The 18056-nt window shown below is 61.5% G+C and carries 18 protein-coding genes; all 18 read left to right on the forward strand.

Annotation, left to right across the window (positions count from 1 at the left end; translation table 11 throughout):
- Positions 1–7 precede the first annotated feature (7 nt).
- The 18 genes from fliQ to NVV94_RS07855 all read left to right on the forward strand — a co-directional run bounded on the left by fliQ (position 8) and on the right by NVV94_RS07855 (position 18021).
- Positions 8–277 (forward strand): flagellar biosynthesis protein FliQ, encoded by a 270-nt coding sequence (gene fliQ, locus NVV94_RS07770; RefSeq protein ID WP_258446627.1) that lies wholly within the window; start codon positions 8–10, stop codon positions 275–277.
- Between the two features lie 9 nt (positions 278–286).
- Positions 287–1063: a flagellar biosynthetic protein FliR gene (gene fliR, locus NVV94_RS07775; protein WP_408733486.1), complete on the forward strand. Its 777-nt coding sequence runs from the start codon at positions 287–289 to the stop codon at positions 1061–1063.
- Between the two features lie 3 nt (positions 1064–1066).
- Complete coding sequence (gene flhB / locus NVV94_RS07780; protein ID WP_258446629.1) at positions 1067–2203, forward strand: flagellar biosynthesis protein FlhB; 1137 nt, start codon at positions 1067–1069, stop codon at positions 2201–2203.
- A gap of 209 nt (positions 2204–2412) precedes the next feature.
- On the forward strand, positions 2413–4542 hold the full coding sequence (gene flhA / locus NVV94_RS07785) for a flagellar biosynthesis protein FlhA (RefSeq protein WP_258446630.1): 2130 nt from the start codon (positions 2413–2415) through the stop codon (positions 4540–4542).
- Positions 4543–4553: 11 nt separating this feature from the next.
- Complete coding sequence (flhF, locus tag NVV94_RS07790) at positions 4554–5876, forward strand: flagellar biosynthesis protein FlhF (protein WP_258446631.1); 1323 nt, start codon at positions 4554–4556, stop codon at positions 5874–5876.
- Between the two features lie 119 nt (positions 5877–5995).
- Positions 5996–6829 (forward strand): flagellar synthesis regulator FleN, encoded by an 834-nt coding sequence (gene fleN / locus NVV94_RS07795; RefSeq protein WP_258446632.1) that lies wholly within the window; start codon positions 5996–5998, stop codon positions 6827–6829.
- The gene (fliA, locus tag NVV94_RS07800) at positions 6823–7566 is read left to right on the forward strand and encodes an RNA polymerase sigma factor FliA (RefSeq protein WP_258447642.1); all 744 of its coding nucleotides are present in this window, start codon (positions 6823–6825) and stop codon (positions 7564–7566) included. Before fleN ends, fliA begins: the two co-directional genes overlap by 7 nt.
- A 145-nt stretch (positions 7567–7711) precedes the next feature.
- Positions 7712–8086: a chemotaxis response regulator CheY gene (locus NVV94_RS07805; RefSeq protein WP_258446633.1), complete on the forward strand. Its 375-nt coding sequence runs from the start codon at positions 7712–7714 to the stop codon at positions 8084–8086.
- Positions 8087–8105: 19 nt separating this feature from the next.
- Entirely contained in the window at positions 8106–8894 is a 789-nt protein-coding gene (locus NVV94_RS07810) for a protein phosphatase CheZ (protein ID WP_258446634.1), read from the forward strand.
- A gap of 10 nt (positions 8895–8904) precedes the next feature.
- Positions 8905–11106: a chemotaxis protein CheA gene (locus NVV94_RS07815; RefSeq protein WP_258446635.1), complete on the forward strand. Its 2202-nt coding sequence runs from the start codon at positions 8905–8907 to the stop codon at positions 11104–11106.
- 47 nt (positions 11107–11153) lie between these two features.
- A complete protein-coding gene (locus NVV94_RS07820; protein WP_258446636.1) occupies positions 11154–12269 on the forward strand; it encodes a chemotaxis response regulator protein-glutamate methylesterase in 1116 nt (371 codons plus the stop codon).
- On the forward strand, positions 12269–13009 hold the full coding sequence (locus NVV94_RS07825) for a flagellar motor protein (protein WP_258446637.1): 741 nt from the start codon (positions 12269–12271) through the stop codon (positions 13007–13009). The genes NVV94_RS07820 and NVV94_RS07825 overlap by 1 nt, the downstream gene beginning before the upstream one ends.
- A gap of 3 nt (positions 13010–13012) precedes the next feature.
- Positions 13013–13900, forward strand: coding sequence for a flagellar motor protein MotD (gene motD, locus NVV94_RS07830; RefSeq protein WP_258446638.1), 888 nt, complete (start codon positions 13013–13015; stop codon positions 13898–13900).
- A 45-nt stretch (positions 13901–13945) separates the two neighbouring features.
- On the forward strand, positions 13946–14734 hold the full coding sequence (locus NVV94_RS07835) for a ParA family protein (protein ID WP_258446639.1): 789 nt from the start codon (positions 13946–13948) through the stop codon (positions 14732–14734).
- Positions 14734–15603 (forward strand): CheW domain-containing protein, encoded by an 870-nt coding sequence (locus tag NVV94_RS07840; RefSeq protein ID WP_258446640.1) that lies wholly within the window; start codon positions 14734–14736, stop codon positions 15601–15603. Before NVV94_RS07835 ends, NVV94_RS07840 begins: the two co-directional genes overlap by 1 nt.
- Positions 15604–15670: 67 nt before the next feature.
- Positions 15671–16150: a chemotaxis protein CheW gene (locus tag NVV94_RS07845; protein ID WP_166364148.1), complete on the forward strand. Its 480-nt coding sequence runs from the start codon at positions 15671–15673 to the stop codon at positions 16148–16150.
- Complete coding sequence (locus NVV94_RS07850; protein WP_258446641.1) at positions 16151–16543, forward strand: DUF2802 domain-containing protein; 393 nt, start codon at positions 16151–16153, stop codon at positions 16541–16543.
- Positions 16544–16908: 365 nt separating this feature from the next.
- Positions 16909–18021, forward strand: a complete 1113-nt coding sequence (locus tag NVV94_RS07855; RefSeq protein WP_258446642.1) for a CapA family protein — start codon at positions 16909–16911, stop codon at positions 18019–18021.
- Positions 18022–18056 lie beyond the last annotated feature (35 nt).

Genomic DNA, 18056 nt, shown 5'->3' on the forward strand with positions numbered 1-18056 from the left:
ATACACCATGACACCTGAGGTGGCAGTCGATCTGTTCCGTGACGCGTTGTGGCTCACCACCTTGATGGTGGCCGTGCTGGTCATACCCAGCCTGTTGGTGGGGCTGCTGGTGGCGATGTTTCAGGCGGCGACCCAGATCAACGAACAGACCTTGAGCTTTTTGCCGCGCCTGCTGGTCATGCTGGTCACCCTGATCGTGGCGGGGCCCTGGCTGGTGCAGACGTTCATGGAATACATACTGTCGCTGTACGGCAGTATCCCGCAGTTGATCGGCTGAGCCATGTCCTTGTTGCAGCTGACCGACGGCCAGATCGGCACCTGGGTGGCGAGTTTCATCCTGCCGCTGTTTCGCGTGACGGCCGTGCTGATGACGATGCCCATATTTGGCACTCCGCTGGTTCCGGGGCGAATTCGGCTGTATTTCGCCCTGGCGATCACGGTCGTCATTGTGCCTGGCTTGCCAGCGATGCCTGAGGTTCGCGCGCTCGATCTAAGCGCCTTGATGCTGATCGCTGAGCAAATCATTATCGGCGCGTTGCTCGGCTTCTCGCTGCAACTGTTTTTTCAGGCATTCGTCATCGCCGGGCAAATCGTCGCGATTCAGATGGGCATGGCCTTCGCTTCCATGGTCGACCCAACCAATGGCGTGTCGGTCGCGGTCATCGGGCAGTTTTTCACGATGCTGGTGACGTTGCTGTTTCTGTCCATGAATGGCCACTTGGTGGTGTTCGAGGTGCTCACCGAAAGCTTCACGACGCTACCGATCGGCAGCGGGCTGCTGGTCAATCACTTCTGGGATCTGGCAGGAAGGCTGGGCTGGGTGCTGGGGGCGGCATTGTTACTGGTGTTGCCGGCGGTCACCGCATTGCTGGTGGTCAACGTCGCCTTCGGTGTCATGACGCGGGCGGCGCCGCAGTTGAACATTTTCTCCATCGGCTTCCCGCTGACGCTGGTGCTGGGGTTGGTCATCCTCTGGATTGGCCTGGCCGATATCCTCAACCAATACCAACCGCTGGCTTCCGAAGCCTTGCAGTGGTTGCGTGAATTGTCCCGGGCGCGCTGACAAATGGCAGAGAGCGAAAGCGGTCAGGATAAAACAGAAGACCCCACGGAGAAGCGCAAGCAGGACTCGCGCGAAAAGGGCGAGATTGCGCGCTCCAAGGAGCTCAACACCCTGGCCGTGATGCTGGCTGGCGCAGGCGGCCTGTTGGTATTCGGCGGTGGCCTGGCGCAGATGATGATGGATCTGATGCGGATCAATTTCACCCTGTCGCGTGAAGTTATCGTCGATGAGCGCTCGATGGCCCTGTTCCTGCTGGCCTCCGGGAAAATGGCCCTGGTGGCGGCGCAGCCGCTGCTGCTGGTGATGTTGATCGCTGCGGTGGTCGGGCCCATTTCATTGGGTGGCTGGTTATTCGCAACAGGCTCGCTGGCACCCAAGTTCAGTCGGATGAACCCCCTTTCCGGGCTCAAGCGGATGTTTTCCACGCATGCACTGACAGAGTTGCTCAAGGCGCTGGCGAAATTCTTTGTCATATTGCTGGTGGCGTTGCTGGTGCTCTCTTCGGATCGCGATGACTTGCTGGCCATTGCCCACGAGCCCCTGGACCTGGCGATTATTCACAGTGTTCAGGTGGTTGGCTGGAGCGCCTTGTGGATGGCTTGTGGCTTGTTGTTGATCGCGGCGGTGGATGTGCCGTTGCAGCTCTATCAAAGCCGTCAGAAGCTGTTGATGACCAAGCAGGAAGTGCGCGACGAACACAAGAACACTGAAGGCCGTCCGGAGGTGAAGCAGCGCATCCGTCAATTGCAGCGTGAAATGTCGCAGCGACGAATGATGGCGGCGATCCCTGAAGCCGACGTGGTCATCACCAACCCGACTCACTATGCGGTCGCGCTCAAGTACGACCCGGAGAAGGGGAGTGCGCCGGTGTTGCTGGCCAAGGGCAGCGACTTCATCGCCTTGAAGATTCGCGAGATCGCCAGCGAGCACAATATCCAGTTGCTTGAATCGCCGGCGCTGGCGCGTTCGATCTACTACTCCACCGAGCTTGAGCAGGAGATTCCGGCGGGGCTTTATCTGGCGGTGGCGCAGGTGCTGGCGTATGTCTATCAGATTCGCCAATACCGCGCCGGCAAGGGCAAGCCGCCGGAGCCGTTGAAGGACTTGCCGATTCCGCCGGATCTGCGTCGCGATTCCTGATTCTCTAGCGGCCGATAGGGCCTCATCGCTGGCAAGCCAGCTCCCACAGAGATCCGGCTACTGTGGGAGCTGGCTTGCCAGCGATGAGGCCCTGACAGGCAATCCATGATTCCTCCGAACATCCCGCAAGAGTTGGAAAGCTTCTTGCAATGGCAGCTGCTGCAACGCCTCTGGCGTCAAAAGTTTGCTTGAGTTCACGAGGAAGACCGGTGGATCGCTCTCAATTAATCAACACTGCCCGCAGCAACCTGGTCGGCCTCGGTCGAGGCAACCTGGGTGTGCCGCTGTTGCTGTTGGTCATGCTGGCGATGATGATGTTGCCGGTGCCGCCGTTTCTGCTGGACGTGTTCTTCACGTTCAACATCGCACTGTCCATCGTCGTGTTGCTGGTCTGCGTGTACGCCTTGCGCCCGCTGGATTTTGCCGTATTTCCCACCATTCTGCTGGTGGCGACCCTGCTGCGCCTGGCCCTGAACGTAGCGTCCACGCGAGTGGTGATGCTCCATGGGCATGATGGCCACGCCGCTGCCGGCAAGGTGATCCAGGCCTTCGGCGAGGTCGTGATCGGCGGTAACTACGTGGTCGGTATCGTGGTGTTCGCGATCCTGATGATCATCAACTTCGTGGTGGTCACCAAGGGCGCCGGGCGGATTTCCGAGGTCAGCGCGCGCTTCACCCTCGATGCCATGCCCGGCAAGCAGATGGCGATCGATGCCGACCTCAATGCCGGCCTGATCGACCAGGCCCAGGCCAAGAGTCGGCGTACGGAAGTGGCCCAGGAAGCCGAGTTCTATGGGTCGATGGACGGTGCCAGCAAGTTCGTGCGCGGCGACGCTATTGCCGGCCTGTTGATTCTGTTCATCAACCTGATCGGCGGTATGGCCGTCGGTATCTTCCAGCACGACATGACCTTTGCCGATGCCGGCAAGGTGTACGCGTTGTTGACCATCGGTGACGGTTTGGTGGCGCAATTGCCATCACTGCTGTTGTCGACTGCTGCCGCCATCATGGTAACCCGGGCTTCGGGCTCCGAAGACATGGGCAAGCAGATCAATCGGCAGATGTTCGACTCGCCCAAGGCCCTGGCCGTTTCCGCCGGCCTGATGCTGGTCATGGGGCTGGTGCCGGGCATGCCGCATGTGTCCTTTATCAGCCTGGCGCTGGTGGCCGGCGGCGCTGCGTATCTGGTCTGGCGCAAGCAGAACATGGTCAAGGTCCAGGCGCTTGCCGAAGTCCAGCGTCAGCAGGACCTGCTGCCTTCGCCCCAGCGCGCCATGGAAACCAAGGAGCTGGGCTGGGATGATGTCACCCCGATCGACATGATAGGCCTGGAGGTCGGTTACCGACTCATTCCGCTGGTCGATCGCAATCAGGGTGGTCAACTCCTGGCGCGGATCAAGGGGGTGCGCAAGAAGCTCTCCCAGGACCTGGGGTTCCTGATGCCCACGGTGCATATTCGCGACAACCTGGACCTTGCGCCCAGCGCGTATCGCTTGACACTGATGGGGGTGATTCTCGCTGAAGCCGAGATCTATCCGGAGCGCGAGCTGGCGATCAACCCTGGTCAGGTATTCGGCGCCCTCAATGGCATCACCGCCAAGGATCCAGCCTTCGGTCTGGATGCGGTGTGGATCGAAGTCAGCCTGCGCAGCCAGGCGCAGTCGCTGGGTTACACGGTGGTCGATGCCAGCACCGTGGTCGCCACGCACTTGAACCAGATCCTGCACAAGCATTGCCATGAGCTGATCGGTCACGAAGAGGTTCAGCAACTGCTGCAGGTGTTGGCCAAAAGCTCGCCGAAACTGGCCGAAGAAGTCGTGCCTGGCATTCTCTCGCTGTCCGGCTTGCTCAAGGTGCTGCAGGCGCTGCTGGCCGAGCAGGTGCCGGTGCGCGATATTCGCAGCATTGCCGAGGCCATCGCCAACAATGCCGCCAAGAGTCAAGATACTGCCGCGCTGGTCGCTGCGGTGCGCGTCGGATTGTGTCGCGCTATCGTGCAAAGCATTGTCGGGCTTGAGTCCGAGCTACCTGTGATCACCCTTGAGCCAAGGTTGGAACAAATATTGCTCAATAGTTTGCAGAGGGCCGGCCAGGGTCAGGAAGAAGGCGTTCTGCTGGAGCCAAGCATGGCCGAGAAGCTTCAGCGTTCGTTGATCGAAGCGGCCCAGCGTCAAGAGATGCAAGGCCAGCCGGCGATCCTGCTGGTGGCAGGGCCGATACGTGCGATGCTGTCGCGATTCGGCCGCCTGGCCGTACCGAATCTGCATGTACTGGCCTACCAGGAAATACCCGATAACAAGCAAGTCACCATCGTTGCGACAGTAGGGCCCAACGGCTGAGGTAGGGGGTTATGCAAGTTAAGCGTTTTTTCGCCGCCGATATGCGTCAGGCCATGAAGCTGGTTCGTGATGAGCTGGGGGCTGATGCCGCCATCATCGGCAACCGGCGGATTGCTGGCGGTGTCGAGCTGACGGCAGCGCTGGACTACAAACTGTCTGCGCTGGCGCCGCGGGTGCCAAATGTCGAACTCGAAGACGAGCTGCGCAAGACCCAGTCGCGCATCGTCTCGGCCCAGGCCGAATTGAGCACCCGGGGTGACAGCGATGCGACCACCAACCGCCAATTGTTTGCCGGCTTGCCGCTGACCGCTTCCGAACCTTTGGTCGAGCCGCACTTCGATGAGCCGCCGCCCCGTCCGGCCGCTGCTGCGCCGGCTTCGGCCGCCGTCGATCAACGTGTGTTCGAATCGATGCGTTCGGAACTCAACGGCCTGCGCGAACTGCTCGAAGTACAACTCGGCTCGTTGGCATGGACCCAGCTGCAAGGCTGCAAGCCGCAGCAGGCCAACCTCTGGCGTCGCCTGCAACGCATCGGCCTGGCAGGCCCCTTGTCGCGCGAGCTGCTGGAACTGACCTGCGAGATCGAAGAGCCGCGGCACGCCTGGCGCATGCTGCTGGCACACCTGGCGCGCAAGATCGCCACGCCCGAGGTCGAGCCGCTCGAAGAGGGCGGGATCATCGCGATGGTCGGCCCGGCCGGCATGGGCAAGACCACCACCCTGGCCAAGCTGGCCGCCCGCTATGTGCTCAAGTACGGCGCGCAGAACCTGGCGCTGGTGAGCATGGACAGTTTTCGTATCGGCGCCCAGGAGCAACTCAAGACCCTGGGGCGAATCCTCAATGTGTCGGTCACCCATGTCGACCCCGGCCAGTCCCTGGCCCAGGCGCTGGAGCCGCTGCTGCGCAAGCGCGTGGTACTGATCGATACCGCCGGCCTGCAGGCCAGCGATCCGGCCTTGCGCATGCAGCTCGAGAGCCTGGCCGGGCGTGGGATCAAGGCCAGGAACTATCTGGTGCTGGCCACGACCAGTCAGAAGCAGGTGCTCAGTGCCGCTTATCACAGTTACAAGCGTTGCGGGCTGGCCGGCTGCATCCTGACTAAACTGGACGAAACCGCCAGCCTCGGCGAAGTGCTGAGCCTGGCTATCAGTCACCAATTGCCGGTCGCCTATCTAACCGATGGCCCGCGCATTCCGGACGATTTGCATCTGCCGCGCAGGCATCAGCTGGTCAGTCGCGCAGTGAGCGTGCAAATGCAGGAGGAGCCCAGCGAAGAGGCCATGGCCGATATGTTCGCTGATCTCTACCACAGCCCGAACAAGCGTGTTGGCTGAGGTGAATATGAAGACGTTGCAATCTACCTACATCGATGGTCTGCCGTGCATTTTTCAAGGTGTTGAAAGCGCAGCCAGTCATGTGGCCTCGGTCTAAGTAAGACAAGGTAAAAACGAACATGGGCAGCATGCATCCCGTACAGGTGATCGCGGTGACCGGCGGCAAAGGTGGCGTCGGCAAGACTAACGTGTCAGTGAACTTGTCCCTGGCCCTGGCAGAGCTTGGCCGGCGAGTCATGCTGCTGGACGCCGATCTGGGGCTGGCGAACGTCGACGTCCTGCTGGGGTTGACCCCCAAGCGAACCCTGGCCGATGTCATAGAGGGGCGCTGTGAGCTGCGCGATGTCCTGTTGCAGGGCCCTGGCGGCGTTCGTATCGTGCCGGCGGCGTCCGGGACCCAGAGCATGGTGCATTTGTCGCAGGCCCAGCACGCAGGCCTGATCCAGGCTTTCAGCGACATCGGCGACAATCTCGATGTGCTGGTGATCGACACGGCTGCCGGCATCGGCGATTCGGTGGTCAGTTTCGTCCGTGCGGCCCAGGAAGTCTTGCTGGTGGTCTGTGACGAGCCGACGTCGATCACCGATGCCTATGCACTGATCAAGCTGCTTAACCGCGACTACGGGATGAACCGTTTCCGGGTGCTGGCCAACATGGCGCAAAGCCCGCAGGAAGGGCGCAACCTGTTCGCCAAGCTGACCAAGGTCACCGATCGCTTCCTGGACGTCGCCTTGCAGTATGTGGGCGCGGTGCCCTACGACGAATGCGTACGCAAGGCCGTGCAGAAGCAGCGAGCTGTCTACGAAGCCTTCCCTCGTTCCAAGTGCGCGCTGGCATTCAAGGCCATTGCGCAGAAGGTCGATACCTGGCCATTGCCGGCCAACCCGCGCGGGCATCTGGAGTTCTTCGTCGAGCGCCTCGTGCAGCGGACCCATGCAGGACCGGTATCATGAGTGCGAGCGGCTATCGGATGTACAGCAGGGCCTCGCGTGACTCGCAGTATGAATTGATCGAACGCTATGCGCCGTTGGTCAAACGCATTGCCTATCACTTGCTGGCACGTTTGCCGGCCAGCGTTCAGGTCGAAGACCTGATCCAGGCCGGGATGATCGGTTTGCTCGAGGTGTCGACCAAGTATGACTCCAGCAAGGGGGCCAGTTTCGAGACCTACGCCGGGATCCGCATTCGCGGGGCGATGCTCGACGAGGTCCGCAAGGGCGACTGGGCACCACGTTCGGTGCATCGCAACACCCGCATGGTGAGTGACGCAATTCGTTCAATCGAAGCTAAAACCGGACGTGACGCTAAAGATCACGAGGTTGCGGCCGAACTCCAATTGAGTCTCGATGATTATTACGCAATCTTGAACGATACATTGGGCAGCCGACTGTTCAGTTTCGACGACCTGTTGCAGGACGGCGAGCATGAAGGGCTGCATGAGGATGGCGCCAATACGTCGCTCGAGCCTTCGCGTGATCTTGAGGATGAACGCTTTCAGGCGGCACTGGCCGATGCGATTGCCAACCTGCCGGAACGCGAACGCCTGGTGCTGGCCCTGTATTACGACGAGGAACTGAACCTCAAGGAAATCGGCGAGGTTCTGGGCGTCAGCGAGTCCCGGGTCAGCCAGTTGCATAGCCAGTGTGCCGCGCGTCTGCGCGGGCGCTTGGGGGAATGGCGAGCGCGTTGAAGGCTGTGTGAAATGCTCAGGGCCGAGCGCAAACCGCATGCGCACACTGCGCTGCAGTCACGAAGTAAATAACCGCTTTTGATTGAATGCGTGCCCAGGTGCTGGGCGCGTTTAAGACTGCTTGGAGGTCGAATTGGACAAGAACATGAAAATCCTCATCGTTGACGATTTCTCGACGATGCGGCGGATCATCAAGAACCTGTTGCGCGATCTGGGTTTTACCAACACGGCCGAGGCCGATGACGGCGTGACTGCGTTGCCGATGCTGCACAGCGGCAACTTCGATTTCCTGGTCACCGATTGGAACATGCCCGGCATGTCCGGCATCGACCTGTTGCGCCAGGTGCGCGCCGATGACCGCCTCAAGCACCTGCCGGTGCTGATGGTGACTGCCGAAGCCAAGCGCGAGCAGATCATCGAAGCGGCCCAGGCCGGTGTGAACGGCTATGTGGTCAAGCCCTTCACCGCACAAGTGCTGAAAGAAAAGATCGAAAAGATCTTCGAGCGCGTCAATAGCTGATATCTGTCACGGGGGCGCTATGGAGCACAACATTTCGTCTTTGGGGGACTTTGAGTCGACCCTGAAGAAACATGCCAACGAGTTGGTGAGCAGCCTGGAAAAGGGCAAGTTCGGCGACGCGGTGCAACTGATCCATGAGCTGAACCAGACCCGTGATCGCGGCCTGTACCAGGAAGTGGGCAAGCTCACCCGCGAGTTGCATAGCGCGATCGTCAGTTTCCAGATTGACCCGCACATGCCGCAGGCCGAGGAAGTTTCACAGATCACCGATGCCACCGAGCGTCTTTCCTACGTGGTCAGGCTGACCGAGGGTGCGGCCAACCGCACCATGGACCTGGTCGAGAAGAGTACCCCGGTGCTCAACGAGCTCAGCGAAGAGGCCAAGGGCCTCGGTGCCGATTGGCAGCGCTTCATGCGCAAAGAAGTGGCGGTGGCGGAGTTTCGTGAACTGGCCCAGCGTGTCGACGCTTTTCTGACACGCAGCGAGCAAGGTACGCGCGCGGTTGCCGAGAACCTGCAGGACATCTTGCTGGCCCAGGACTATCAGGACCTGACCGGCCAGGTTATCAAGCGCGTGACCCAGCTGGTGACCGAAGTCGAGAGCAACCTGCTCAAGCTCGTGCTGATGGCCAGTCAAGTCGACCGCTTCGCCGGTATCGAACACGACCGCGAACAGCTGCGTGCGGAAAAAGATCAAGAAAAACATCCGACTCGGGGTGAAGGTCCGCAGATTCATGCCGATAAGCGTGAAGACGTCGTAAGCGGTCAGGACGATGTCGACGATCTGCTATCCAGTCTAGGGTTCTAGGGAGCACCAAATGAGCTTCGGCGCCGATGAAGAGATCCTTCAGGATTTTCTGGTAGAGGCCGGCGAAATTCTTGAGCAATTGTCCGAACAGCTGGTCGAGCTTGAAAGCCGCCCGGATGACGCCGATTTGCTCAATGCAATTTTTCGCGGTTTTCACACTGTAAAAGGGGGCGCCGGCTTCCTCCAGCTCAATGAGCTGGTGGAGTGCTGCCACATCGCCGAGAACGTCTTCGACATCCTGCGCAAAGGTGAGCGCCGGGTCGACTCCGAGTTGATGGACGTGGTGCTCGAGGCGCTGGATGCGGTGAACGGCATGTTCGGCGAAGTGCGCGAGGGCACTCGGATCACCGCGGCCACGCCGCAGTTGCTCGAAGCCCTGGCGCGCCTGGCAGAACCTGCAGGTGAGGAGCAGGCAGCGGCGTCGATGGCCGTTGCCGCAGCACCGGAGGTCGTAGCCGAGCCGGCTGCGGAGGACATCACCGACAATGAATTCGAGCAGCTGCTCGACTCGCTCAATGCCGTCAAGGCCGAGGCCGAGGCTCAGGTTTGCGCTGCGCCTGCCAGCGATGAAATTACCGACGCCGAATTCGAATCACTGCTCGATCAGTTACACGGCAAGGGGCAGTTTGCGCCCGATGCGATCAGCCCTGTGGCCAGCCAGGCGCCTGTTGCGGCTGCCGGCAGCGAAGCCAGCAATGAAATCACCGACGATGAATTCGAAGCACTGCTCGATCAGCTGCATGGCAAGGGTGCCTTCAGTGTCGAGGCTGTCGCGACGCCAGCAGTGGCGGTCGGTGAGTCGTCCGCAGGCCCGGCTCGCGGCGATCACATCAGCGAGCAGGAATTCGATGCCCTGCTCGACGAGCTTCATGGCAAGGGCAAGTTTGCCGGCGCACCGACTGCCTCGGTACCGGCAGCAGACACCGCAATAGCCCAGCGGCCGGTTACGAAGAAGCCCGAGCCTGCTGCACCGGCCTTGGCCCCGGCTCCGGCGCCGGCCCGTCAGGCCTCGCCGGCACCGGACAAGCCCGCTGCCAGCGAAGCCGAGACCACCGTGCGGGTCGATACCGCGCGACTGGACGAAATCATGAACATGGTGGGCGAGCTGGTGCTGGTGCGTAACCGCCTGGTGCGGTTGGGCCTCAACACCGGCGACGAGGCGATGTCCAAGGCGGTATCGCACCTGGATGTGGTCACTGCCGACTTGCAGACGGCGGTGATGAAGACCCGCATGCAGCCGATCAAGAAAGTCTTCGGTCGCTTCCCGCGACTGGTACGCGACCTTGCCCGGCAGTTGAAGAAAGAGATCAACCTGGAACTGGTCGGCGAAGAAACCGACCTGGACAAGAACCTGGTCGAGGCCCTGGCCGACCCGTTGGTGCACTTGGTGCGCAACGCGGTCGACCACGGTGTCGAGACGCCGGAGGAACGCGAAGCATCGGGCAAATCCCGTGGCGGGCGCGTGGTGTTGTCGGCCGAGCAGGAAGGCGACCATATCCTCTTGTCGATCTCCGACGACGGCAAGGGCATGGACCCGAGCGTGCTGCGCGCCAAGGCCGTGGAAAAAGGCCTGATGGACAAGGATGCGGCCGATCGCTTAAGCGAATCGGACTGCTACAACCTGATCTTCGCCCCGGGCTTCTCGACCAAGACCGAGATCTCCGACGTGTCCGGCCGTGGCGTGGGCATGGATGTGGTCAAGACCAAGATCGCCCAGCTCAATGGCTCGATCAACATCTACTCGACCAAGGGGCAGGGGTCCAAGATCGTCATCAAGGTGCCGTTGACGCTGGCGATCATGCCGACGCTGATGGTCATGCTCGGCAATCAGGCGTTTGCGTTCCCGCTGGTCAACGTCAACGAGATCTTCCATCTGGACCTGTCGCGCACCAACGTCGTCGACGGCCAGGAAGTGGTGATCGTGCGCGACAAGGCACTGCCGTTGTTCTACCTCAAGCGCTGGCTGGTCAGTTCCGCCGCCCATGAAGAGCAACGTGAGGGCCATGTGGTGATCCTTTCGGTGGGCACGCAGCGGATCGGATTCGTCGTCGACCAACTGGTGGGCCAGGAAGAGGTGGTCATCAAGCCATTGGGCAAGATGTTGCAGGGGACGGCGGGCATGTCCGGCGCCACCATCACCGGTGATGGCCGCATTGCGCTGATTCTCGACGTCCCGAGCATGCTCAAGCGCTACGCCGCGCGACGTATTTGACCCCGGTGGCGCGGGCCGCAAGGCTCGCGTCGCCTAATGGAGTGTTTATGGCAGTCAAGGTCCTGGTGGTGGATGATTCCGGTTTTTTCCGCCGCCGCGTTTCGGAGATCCTTTCGTCCGATCCGAGTATCCAGGTCGTCGGTACCGCGACCAACGGCAAGGAAGCAATCGAACAGGCGCAATCGCTCAAGCCCGATGTCATCACCATGGACTATGAAATGCCCATGATGGATGGCATCACCGCCGTACGGCATATCATGCAGCGCTGCCCGACGCCGGTGTTGATGTTTTCCTCGCTGACCCACGAGGGGGCGCGTGTGACCCTCGACGCACTGGACGCCGGTGCGGTCGATTATCTGCCGAAAAATTTCGAAGACATCTCGCGCAACCCCGAGAAGGTCAAGCAACTGCTGTGTGAGAAAGTCCACACCGTTTCCCGCAGCAATCGCCGTTTCAGCGGCTACGGCCAGCCGTCGCCAGCGCCGGTCAGCAGTGTGCAACCGACTGTCAGCAGCTTGACGGCCGCAGCACCGGCTGCTGCGCGCAGCGTGCCATCGCGGGCACCGGCACCGGCCGTTGCCGCACCTGCGCCCAAGCGCAAGGCCTACAAACTGGTGGCAATCGGCACGTCTACCGGTGGCCCGGTCGCGCTGCAGCGGGTGTTGACTCAGCTGCCCGCCAACTTTCCGGCACCCATCGTATTGATCCAGCACATGCCGGCGGCCTTCACCAAGGCATTCGCCGAGCGTCTGGACAAGCTGTGCCGCATCAGCGTCAAGGAGGCCGAGGACGGCGATGTGTTGCGTCCCGGCCTGGCCCTGCTGGCACCCGGTGGCAAGCAGATGATGGTCGACGCGCGCGGCACGGTGAAAATCCTGCCGGGCGACGAGCGCCTGAACTACAAGCCAAGCGTGGATATCACCTTCGGCTCGGCCGCCCGCGCCTACGGAGACAAGGTTCTGGCGGTGGTGCTCACCGGCATGGGGGCCGACGGCCGTGAGGGTGCGCGCCTGCTCAAGCAGGGCGGCAGCCATGTCTGGGCCCAGGATGAGGCCAGTTGCGTGATCTATGGCATGCCCATGGCCATCGCCAAGGCCAACCTCGCCGATGGGATTTATAGCCTGGACGAGATCGGCCGGCACCTGGCCGAGGCGTGCATCTGATGGATGTACTGAGCCTTATCGGACTGATCCTGGCCTTTGTCGCCATCATCGGCGGCAACTACCTTGAAGGCGGCCATCTGATGGCCCTGCTCAACGGTCCGGCGGCCCTGATCGTGATCGGCGGGACCCTGGCAGCTGCCTTGCTGCAGTCGCCGATGAGCGCCTTCAAGCGCGCCTTGCAGATCTTCGGCTGGATTCTGTTCCCGCCACGCATCGACCTGGCAGGCGGTGTCGATCGCGTCGTCAACTGGAGCCAGACCGCGCGCAAGGAAGGCTTGCTGGGCCTGGAGGCGATTGCCGACACCGAACCGGACAGCTATGCACGCAAGGGCCTGCAGTTGCTGGTCGACGGTGCCGAGCCGGAAGCCATTCGCAGCATTCTCGAAGTGGATTTCTACACCCAGGAAAACCGCGATGTGCAGGCCGCCAAGGTATTCGAATGCATGGGCGGCTACGCGCCGACCATCGGCATCATCGGTGCGGTCATGGGCCTGATTCATGTGATGGGCAATCTGGCCGACCCCTCGCAATTGGGTGATGGCATCGCCGTGGCGTTCGTCGCCACCATTTACGGTGTGGCCAGTGCCAACCTGGTGCTGTTGCCGGTTGCCAACAAGCTCAAGTCCATCGCCATGCGCCAGTCGCGCTACCGGGAAATGCTGCTCGAGGGCATTCTCTCAATCGCCGAAGGCGAGAACCCGCGTTCGATCGAACTGAAGCTTCAGGGCTTCATGGAGTAGCGCATGGCTCGTCGTCGTCCGCCCCAGGAGCATGAAAACCACGAGCGCTGGCTGGTCTCCTATGCCGATTTCATCACCCTGTTGTTTGCGTTTTTCGTGGTGATGTATTCGATCTCATCGGTCAACGAGGGCAAGTACAAGGTGCTGTCCCAGGCGCTGATCGGGGTATTCAACGACGCCGATCGCAGCCTCAAGCCGATTCCGATCGGCGATGAACGGCCAGTGACGATCAAGCCGGCCGAGCCATTGATCAAGGATAGCGAGCAGCTCGATGCAGGGCTGGCCCAGGCCTCGATCGATCCATTGCAGACCATCGCCAACGACGTGCGCGATGCCTTCGGCGACTTGATCAAGTCCGATCAGTTGACCGTGCGTGGCAACGAGCTGTGGATCGAAATCGAGCTCAATTCCTCGCTGTTGTTCGGCAGCGGCGATGCCATGCCCAGCGACGTGGCCTTCACCATCATCGAGAAGGTCGGGAAGATCCTCAAACCCTTCGATAATCCAGTGCATGTCGAAGGCTTTACCGATGACCTGCCGATCCGTACGGCGCAATACCCGACCAACTGGGAGCTGTCGTCGGCGCGGGCGGCGAGCATCGTTCGCATGCTGGCGGTGGAAGGGATCAACCCGGTCCGCATGGCTTCGGTCGGTTACGGCGAATTCCAGCCGATTGCCAGCAACGGCACGGCCGAAGGGCGGGCGCGCAACCGCCGCGTGGTGCTGGTGATCTCCCGTAACCTGGAAGTGCGCCGCAGCATCACTGGCGCCGGTAGTGCCAATGTCAAACCCGATGCCGCGTTGAAGCGTGCTGGCACACAAACTGCACCGGTGCCCGTATCGCAGTCGGTCGGGGCCAAGGTCGTCAATTCCCCGTCACCGACCTTATAACGTGTCTCGGTCGGGCCAACTGCCGTGCCGGGAGGAAGCCGCACAATGAGAGTCTGGGCAGTAGCCAATCAAAAAGGTGGGGTCGGCAAGACCACCACGTCCATCGCTTTAGCCGGCTTGCTGGCAGAGGCGGGCAAGCGCGTGGTCGTGGTCGATCTCGACCCCCACGGCTCCATGACCAGCTATTTCGGGCATAACCCCGATGAGCTGGAACACAGCTGCTTCGATCTGTTCCTGCACAAGGGCGCGGTGCCGCAGGGGCTGCCTGGGCAATTGCTGTTGCCGACCAGCGACGAACGCATTTCGCTGTTGCCGTCGAGCACTGCGCTGGCGACCCTGGAGCGTCAATCGCCCGGGCAGAGCGGCCTGGGCCTGGTGATCGCCAAGAGTCTGGCGCAGCTGTGGCAGGACTTTGACTACGCCGTGATCGACAGCCCGCCGTTGCTGGGTGTGCTGATGGTCAATGCGCTGGCGGCGAGCCAGCAGCTGGTGATCCCGGTGCAGACCGAATACCTGGCGGTCAAGGGGCTCGAACGCATGGTCAGCACCCTGGCGATGATCAACCGCTCGCGCAAGCAGGCGCTGCCGTTCCAGATCGTACCGACGCTGTTCGACCGCCGCACTCAGGCCTCGCTGGGCACCTTGCGGGTGCTGCGTGATGGCTATCCGGACAACATCTGGCAGGGTTTCATTCCGGTCGATACGCGGCTGCGCGATGCCAGCCGGGCCGGGCAGACGCCCTCGCAATTTGACGGCAAGAGCCGCGGGGTAGTGGCCTACCGCACGCTGCTCAAGCATTTGCTCGCCCAACAACTTGTCGCGCAGGTGGCCTGATGAATCGTCCGGTCAATATCGCCGTTCGGCCGCAACTGGCCCTGCAATCCTACCTCGATGCGCTGTTGCAGGAGGCCACTGAAGAGCTGGCGCCCGAGCCTGTGCCGATGCCTGAGCCGGTTTCGCAGCAGAGCATCGCGCTGGACGAGTTCCAGGCTGCAGTGCTGGAAGAACAGGCCCGCGATGCGGCAGTCGCTTCGGTGGCCAAGGCCATCGGCAGCGTTACACCGGTCGTGCCTGTCGAGCTCAAGGCAGCGCCGGTCAAGGTCGAGGTCCCCGAGCCACCGGCGGCTGCGATCCAACCGCTGGAACCGTTGGTGGACGTGTACTTGCCGGCCGCCAACCATGCCGCACCGCCGCGCGTGACCAGCGATGGACGCCCGGCCTGGGCGGCCGAGCCCTTCGAGTGTCTGTTGTTCGATGTGGCGGGCCTGACCCTGGCCGTGCCGCTGGTCTGCCTGGGCTCGATCTATTCACTGGCCGGGCACGAGCTGACGCCGCTGTTCGGCCAGCCTGATTGGTTTCTCGGCATCCTGCCCAGCCAGGGCGGTAACCTCAAGGTGCTCGACACGGCGCGTTGGGTCATGCCCGACCGCTATCGCGATGATTTCCGGCAAGGCCTGCAATACGTGATCTCGGTCCAGGGCTACGAGTGGGGGCTGGCGGTACATCAGGTCAGCCGGTCGCTGCGCCTGGACCCCAACGAAATCAAATGGCGGACCCAGCGCGGGCAGCGGCCCTGGTTGGCCGGAACCGTCATTGAACACATGTGCGCGTTGCTGGACGTGTCTGAACTGGCCGAGCTGATTGCCAGCGGTGCGGTCAAGCAGATGCAGGGCGCAACACCTGCGGCCAAACATAAAAAATAAAGGGGTCGCGCCTGGCGCGCGGCTGAACTGAGCAACCGTCAACGGCGGATTTTGAGGGGTTATGGGTATGAACAAATCGTCTGCACAAGGTTCCGAAGATCCTATTCTGCAGTGGGTAACCTTTCGCCTGGACAACGAGTCGTACGGCATCAATGTGATGCAGGTCCAGGAAGTCTTGCGCTACACCGAGATCGCTCCGGTTCCCGGTGCGCCGAGCTACGTGCTGGGCATCATCAACCTGCGCGGCAACGTGGTCACGGTGATTGACACCCGCCAGCGTTTTGGCCTGGCGCCGGTGGAAGTCAGCGACAATACCCGTATCGTGATCATCGAGGCCGACAAGCAAGTGGTCGGGATTCTGGTCGACAGCGTGGCCGAAGTGGTCTATCTGCGCCAGTCGGAAGTCGAAACCGCACCGAACGTCGGTAACGAAGAGTCGGCCAAGTTCATTCAAGGCGTGTGCAACAAGAACGGCGAATTACTGATCCTGGTCGAGCTGGACAAGATGATGACCGAGGAAGAGTGGTCCGAGCTGGAGAGCATCTGATTGATCTTCGAGGTCGCCGTTATCCTCCTGGGCATTCTCTGGGCTACGAGCCTGGGGATGTTCCTGGCGCATACCAAAAAACTGCGCCTGCTTGCCGAGCAGCAGGCCCGGGACAATGTGCTGCGCGACCAGCGCATCAAGGACCTGGGCAAGCGGCTCGATGACTACCAGAACGGTAGCGTCGGCATGGGTGAGGTGCTGCACGAGTTGAAAGCGGTCGTCGCGCCGCTGCCGGACAAGCTTGCCCAGCTGGAACAGCGCGACCCCAGCAGCCTGTCCTTCGCCCAGGCCGCCAAGCTGGTGGGCATGGGCGCCAGCGTCGACGAGTTGACCCAGTCCTGTGGCCTGACTCAGGCTGAAGCGGAATTGATGAGCAAGGTGCATCGCGGCTGAGCCCCTGGCGCCTACCCGCTACGTGGCAAACGGGTAGGCCACTTGTGGGGTAGGCGCGTGCCCCCTGCAAACGACGACAGTCAATGTGCTTTCAGGTGTGCTTCCAACTGTTCGAACCACCGATTTCAGCGATGCGATCAAGGGGGACGCGTTTGTCTGGGCGCGGGAAATTGGAGAGTTTGCTGCGAACGAAGTTTATTCCTTTCGGGCCTACGTACGGACTCATGGCAATCACCGTGTTTGAGAGGAATCATGTCGAATGATCTTCTCTGCGGTTCCATCGCCACTGCAGATGGCAACTATTCCACGTAATATTTATTTATACGTTGCCGGTTTACGTTATTCGGGATATCCGGGAGGGTGCCATGGCAGCTGTTACCGATACGCTGAAGCTGTTTCTCGCCGGCGACGTCATGACCGCCCGCGGCATCGACGCAGTACTGCCGCATCCCGGCGATCCGCGGCTTTATGAAGCTTACGTCAAGAATGCCGGCGATTACGTCCAGCTGGCAGAAGAACTCAATGGTCCAATTACCCGCCCAGTCGATTTCTCCTATGTCTGGGGCGCTGCGCTGGATGAGTTCGAACTTCGCCAGCCACACGCACGCATCATCAATCTGGAAACTGCGGTGTCCCGCCGCGGACGACCGGAGCCAAAGGGCATCAATTACCGCATGAGCCCGGAGAACTTCCCGGCCATCAGCGCAGCCGGCATCGACTGCTGCGTGCTGGCCAACAACCATGTGCTGGACTGGGGGCCAACCGGCCTGGCCGATACGCTAGATACCCTGTCGAGCAAGGGTATATGCAGCGCCGGCGCCGGGCACAACCGGCAATCTGCCGAAGCGCCCGCCGTGCTGCCGCAGCCTGGCGGGCGGCGCTTGCTGGTGTTTGGCCTCGGCGCACCCGACAGCGGCATTGCGCCGGACTGGGCCGCCACGGATAGGCGCGCGGGCGTCGCGCGGCTGGAGGATCTGTCGATGCAAAGCCTGTGCCCTGTGGCCAAACGGATTATCGAGGGCAAAAAACCGGGGGATCTGGTGGTCGCCTCCATTCACTGGGGCGGCAACTGGGGGTTCGATGTCCCGCGCGAGCAGGTCCGGTTCGCCCATGCCTTGATCGACGAGGCCGGAGTTGACTTGGTGCACGGGCATTCCTCGCACCACATCAAGGGCATCGAGGTGTACCGCGAACGCCTGATTCTCTATGGCTGCGGTGATCTCCTGAACGATTACGAAGGCATCGAGAACCACACAACCTTTCGCGGCGACCTGGGGCTTCTCTACTTTGCCGCGTTGGACCCGGGCGGGCACCTGCAGTCGCTGGACCTGATACCCACTCGCCTGCGTCGCTTTCGCATCTGTCGCGCCGAAGGGGATGACCGTCAATGGTTGCACGACACCCTTTCTCGCGAGTGCGCACGCTTGGGCAGCAGCATCCAGCCGGGCGCGAAATATGCCTTCGAGTTGCGTTGGTAGGAGCACGACGATACCGGCCTGGTGACGCAGAGCGT

This window comes from Pseudomonas sp. LS1212, assembly GCF_024741815.1.
In the GTDB taxonomy this organism is placed as follows: Bacteria; Pseudomonadota; Gammaproteobacteria; order Pseudomonadales; family Pseudomonadaceae; genus Aquipseudomonas.

Bases quoted from the DNA above. Each gene is read 5' to 3' on its own strand.
- NVV94_RS07840 (WP_258446640.1), top strand. From the start codon at position 14,734: ATGAATCGTCCGGTCAATATCGCCGTTCGGCCGCAACTGGCCCTGCAA.
- NVV94_RS07855 (WP_258446642.1), top strand. From the start codon at position 16,909: ATGGCAGCTGTTACCGATACGCTGAAGCTGTTTCTCGCCGGCGACGTC.
- fleN (WP_258446632.1), top strand. From the start codon at position 5,996: ATGGGCAGCATGCATCCCGTACAGGTGATCGCGGTGACCGGCGGCAAA.
- NVV94_RS07845 (WP_166364148.1), top strand. From the start codon at position 15,671: ATGAACAAATCGTCTGCACAAGGTTCCGAAGATCCTATTCTGCAGTGG.
- motD (WP_258446638.1), top strand. From the start codon at position 13,013: ATGGCTCGTCGTCGTCCGCCCCAGGAGCATGAAAACCACGAGCGCTGG.
- flhF (WP_258446631.1), top strand. From the start codon at position 4,554: ATGCAAGTTAAGCGTTTTTTCGCCGCCGATATGCGTCAGGCCATGAAG.
- flhB (WP_258446629.1), top strand. From the start codon at position 1,067: ATGGCAGAGAGCGAAAGCGGTCAGGATAAAACAGAAGACCCCACGGAG.
- NVV94_RS07820 (WP_258446636.1), top strand. From the start codon at position 11,154: ATGGCAGTCAAGGTCCTGGTGGTGGATGATTCCGGTTTTTTCCGCCGC.
- NVV94_RS07805 (WP_258446633.1), top strand. From the start codon at position 7,712: ATGAAAATCCTCATCGTTGACGATTTCTCGACGATGCGGCGGATCATC.
- NVV94_RS07825 (WP_258446637.1), top strand. From the start codon at position 12,269: ATGGATGTACTGAGCCTTATCGGACTGATCCTGGCCTTTGTCGCCATC.
- NVV94_RS07835 (WP_258446639.1), top strand. From the start codon at position 13,946: ATGAGAGTCTGGGCAGTAGCCAATCAAAAAGGTGGGGTCGGCAAGACC.
- fliQ (WP_258446627.1), top strand. From the start codon at position 8: ATGACACCTGAGGTGGCAGTCGATCTGTTCCGTGACGCGTTGTGGCTC.
- NVV94_RS07815 (WP_258446635.1), top strand. From the start codon at position 8,905: ATGAGCTTCGGCGCCGATGAAGAGATCCTTCAGGATTTTCTGGTAGAG.
- NVV94_RS07810 (WP_258446634.1), top strand. From the start codon at position 8,106: ATGGAGCACAACATTTCGTCTTTGGGGGACTTTGAGTCGACCCTGAAG.